This is a genomic window from Parabacteroides sp. CH2-D42-20 (genome assembly GCF_003670185.1).
GTDB lineage: Bacteria > Bacteroidota > Bacteroidia > Bacteroidales > Tannerellaceae > Parabacteroides > Parabacteroides distasonis.
Genome location: NZ_RAYG01000067.1, coordinates 1 through 3,800 on the forward strand (window position 1 = coordinate 1; position 3,800 = coordinate 3,800).

The following is a 3,800-nucleotide window of genomic DNA, read 5'->3' on the forward strand; positions in this document are numbered from 1 at the left end:
CCAAATGTTGTATAGTCACTTATGTGTTATACTATTGTTATATCGCTATAATTCAGATTATTTCCAAGATTTAGTACAACATAATTTTATTACTATTATTGTAATTCAAATTGTAATTATCGTATTGTCAAATCTAAAAAGTTACATGTATGTTAGAACAATTGATTTTCGAAAAGTCTCACCTACGGAGACATTTGGATGCACCTCTACTTGAAGAGCGTGAACGTTACTTGCAGTATATACAGACAAACGTAAATAGTAATAAAGATTACCTGTTACGTTTGGCTGTTCATATGCTTAGAGGTGTTGAACTTCTAAAACTTTCAGACAATGATTCTTCGTTGGTATCAGTCAACGCAATAAGAAAGATTGTAGAGGAATGGGGACAAACTGGCATAAGTCGATCAAAACAAACGGCTTTCAGTTCACAAAGCAAAGGGAAGATGGAAGCCTCAATCACCAAATGGCTAAGTTACATCAACCGTTTGGAAAGCCGATTGGAAGACTCAATCCCTGTCTTCAATACATTATTTAGAAGGAGATACACCAGAAAAAAAATGCTAATGGCTCCTTTTTTAGAAGAGCGCATAGAATACCTTCTACATTGGGAGAAACTTGGTGCGACAAGAAATACTTTAAAGACAATTGCGGAGTATGAACTTCACATTATAAAGTATTTATCTATGGAACGCCTAAGGGTTGTCAATATTGATGAAATAGGAGAAGCGTCCAAGGTATGGGCAAAAGAAAAGAATGTAACAAGAAGGACTATCGAATATTCACCTCACGGAGAGAGAGTTTTTTTCAGATATGCGAAAGGCTGGTTGGGATTCATGGAATGTCTTGACAATAAAAAGGACACGTTCCCTTTTGAGAAAATGGCAATTGAATACCTGGACTATTTAGTAAATGTCCGTGGTTACTCTCTGCAAACATACAAAAGTAGATATCTGGTATTGAAAAGAGCATTCCTTCTGTTAGGAAAGCAATGTAATGTATTGCATGAAGTAACTCCTAAGCATATAGATACCATCATCACCTGCTTGCATGAGGAGGGAAAAATGTCCCGACGGTCTATCGCTGGCTTAACTTCCATACTCCGTTCTTTTTTCTTGTACGCGGAGCAAAAAAAATGGTGTATGGAGAATATTTCAAGTTCCATATATTCTCCACGGGTGTATTCGGAAGAAAATATTCCATATGCGCCACAAAGAGATAATATCAAACAAGCCGTGCAATATTACAACACGGACGAGAAGTCGGCAATCCGTAATTATGCCATACTCCAAATCTTTGCGGTTTACGGCATACGGACTTGCGAACTTGCCAATCTCCAATTGAAAGATCTGGATTGGAGGAAAGAACTGCTACACTTAAGAAGGGCAAAGGGGTGTCGTCCGCAAACCTTTCCGCTGGTTAGATCCGTGGGCGATGCCATTCTTCACTATCTCAAGGAAATAAGACAGAATGAAAGTCATTCCGAGTATGTTTTCCTCTGTATGGATGCCCCGTATAGACCGGTTTCAACATCTGCCGTTTACAAAATCGTAAGTGACAGTCTGCGTCAACAAGATATTGTTTTGAAACATTATGGGGCGCACTGTTTACGTCACGGTAGCGCCACCCTTTTGGTCAATTCCGGCTTTACAATGAAAGAGGTAAGCGATTATTTGGGACACCAGTCACTTGACACAACTCGTATCTATGCGAAAGTTGACCTTTTGAGTCTTAGGAAAGTGGCTGATATGAATTGGGAGGGCTTACTATGACCATAGGAGAAATCATGCCCGTATACATTGCTTATCGCCAGTCGCTTGGAGAAAAGTTTAAGAACAACAGAAATATCTTGTGCAGCTTTTGTCGTTACGTCGGAGAGGATTGTGGGCTGGCATTAATAAACCGGGATATTGTATCTGATTTTTTATATGCCCCGAAAGGGATGGTAACTTCCAACTGGTTTTCTAAATATACAGCATTGAAAGGATTCTATACATGGGCATTGTCAAGAGGATATGTGAAGGAAATCCCATTACAACAGGTATTGCCAAAGCGACCGGATCATATCACTCCATATATCTATAGCAACAGCGAGTTGAAATCCTTGTTTGATAGTGCTTTGACTTATCAAAGAAGGAAAGGTCACATGATTCCATATGTGACACAAACCATATTGGTGATAACATATACGTTGGGATTAAGAATACATGAGACGTTGGACTTGAAACTGGAGGATATTGATATGTATGAATCATTGACTGTAATCCGTGAGTCAAAATTCTATAAATCGAGAATTGTCCCGTTTGGAAAGAAAGTGGGATGTCGTTTTGCGGAATATTTGGAGTGGCGCAAAAAAAACGGTTATCCGCAAGGCGAGAAATCAGCCCTGTTTGTAGATGACAGGGGACATCCTGTCAATATCCATACTTTTAGTTCCTGCTTTAAGCATATCAGAAAAAAAGCTGGTATAAGTCGAAATGACGGAGGGCGATTTCAGCCAAGAATCCAAGATTTGCGCCATACTTTTGCCACCAACAGATTGGTGACATGGTATACTGAACAAAAAGATGTACAAAGTCTGCTGCCCTTATTGTCTTCATATTTAGGGCATACACAGCTTTCTCATACATCTGTCTATCTCTCAATGATTCCTGAATTACTGAAAGAAGCTTGTAAACTTTTTGAAAATTACATTGATTATGAATGAACAAAGAAAATATTTAAGTTATTGGATAAGACGATTCTTGCTGGAATATATTATAACCGAAAGAAATCTTTCCAGAAACACACAACTTAGTTATAGAGACACTTTTAAATTGTTGATACCGTTTCTTTCAAAAGAAGAAAAAGTAAAGGCGGAAGAAATTCTGCTGGAGCATATAACTCCGGACAATATAATCTTATTTTTGGAAAATATCGAAAAGAGTAGAAAATGTTCCGCATCAACAAGAAATCAAAGGTTGACTGCCATATTTGCTTTATCCAAGTTCGTTGGTCAAAACTCCCCCGAGCATGTAGAATGGAGCAGAATCGTACATACTGTACCTGTCAAAAAATACCAGAAGACAATCATAACCTATTTGGATAAGGATGAAATGAATGCTTTACTGGAGGCTCCTAATCGTAAAATAGGACAAGGAAGAAGGGATTATGCGTTGCTTCTGTTTTTATACAATACCGGTGCACGGGCGGACGAAGCAGCCAATCTAAAGATATCCGATCTGTTTATGGAGAAGAAGGTCGTATGTCTTCATGGAAAAGGAAATAAAACAAGAAGGTGTCCTTTGTGGAAAAGTACAGTGGAAGAACTAAAGGTACAAATCGAAAAACGAGATAGTTCAGAAAATGTTTTCATGAACAGGCTTAATCAACCTATCACTCGCTTTGGTATTTATACTATTGTTGGGAAATATGCAAAACTGGTAGCAGCAATTTATCCTTCAATATTGCAAAAAAGAGTAAGTCCACACACTATAAGGCATACTACGGCTACACATTTGCTACAAGCCGGTGTTGATATTAATACAATTAGGGCTTGGCTAGGACATGTCTCTGTCAATACGACTAATATCTACGCTGAAATTAATCTTAAAATGAAAGCTGAAGCTCTGGCTTGTTGTGAAGTGGAATGCAAGAATCACAGCAGTAAACGTTGGAAAGAGGACGAGGAGTTGATGAGCTTTTTAGATAATTTGTAGATATTATTATGTGGTATTTACTTTTATCAATATTCTGATTTTAAATGTGTTGTTGACCTTTTTAGGGCCAACAACACATAAGTGACTATACAACATTTGGAATTA

Annotated in this window: 3 protein-coding genes; all 3 read left to right on the top strand. The window is 38.0% G+C overall.

Annotation, left to right across the window (positions count from 1 at the left end; translation table 11 throughout):
• Nucleotides 1-149: 149 nt before the first annotated feature.
• Genes D7V92_RS21605 through D7V92_RS21615 form a run of 3 tightly spaced genes read left to right on the top strand, consistent with a single transcriptional unit; the run spans nt 150 to nt 3,695 of the window.
• Nucleotides 150-1,769, top strand: a complete 1,620-nt coding sequence (locus D7V92_RS21605; protein ID WP_121773773.1) for a tyrosine-type recombinase/integrase — start codon at nt 150-152, stop codon at nt 1,767-1,769.
• The gene (locus D7V92_RS21610; RefSeq protein ID WP_082944112.1) at nt 1,766-2,704 is read left to right on the top strand and encodes a tyrosine-type recombinase/integrase; all 939 of its coding nucleotides are present in this window, start codon (nt 1,766-1,768) and stop codon (nt 2,702-2,704) included. The genes D7V92_RS21605 and D7V92_RS21610 overlap by 4 nt, the downstream gene beginning before the upstream one ends.
• A complete protein-coding gene (locus D7V92_RS21615) occupies nt 2,697-3,695 on the top strand; it encodes a tyrosine-type recombinase/integrase (RefSeq protein ID WP_121773774.1) in 999 nt (332 codons plus the stop codon). The genes D7V92_RS21610 and D7V92_RS21615 overlap by 8 nt, the downstream gene beginning before the upstream one ends.
• Nucleotides 3,696-3,800: the final 105 nt, after the last annotated feature.

Coding starts and splice junctions, on each gene's coding strand:
- D7V92_RS21605 (WP_121773773.1), top strand. CDS start 150: ATGTTAGAACAATTGATTTTCGAAAAGTCTCACCTACGGAGACATTTG.
- D7V92_RS21610 (WP_082944112.1), top strand. CDS start 1,766: ATGACCATAGGAGAAATCATGCCCGTATACATTGCTTATCGCCAGTCG.
- D7V92_RS21615 (WP_121773774.1), top strand. CDS start 2,697: ATGAATGAACAAAGAAAATATTTAAGTTATTGGATAAGACGATTCTTG.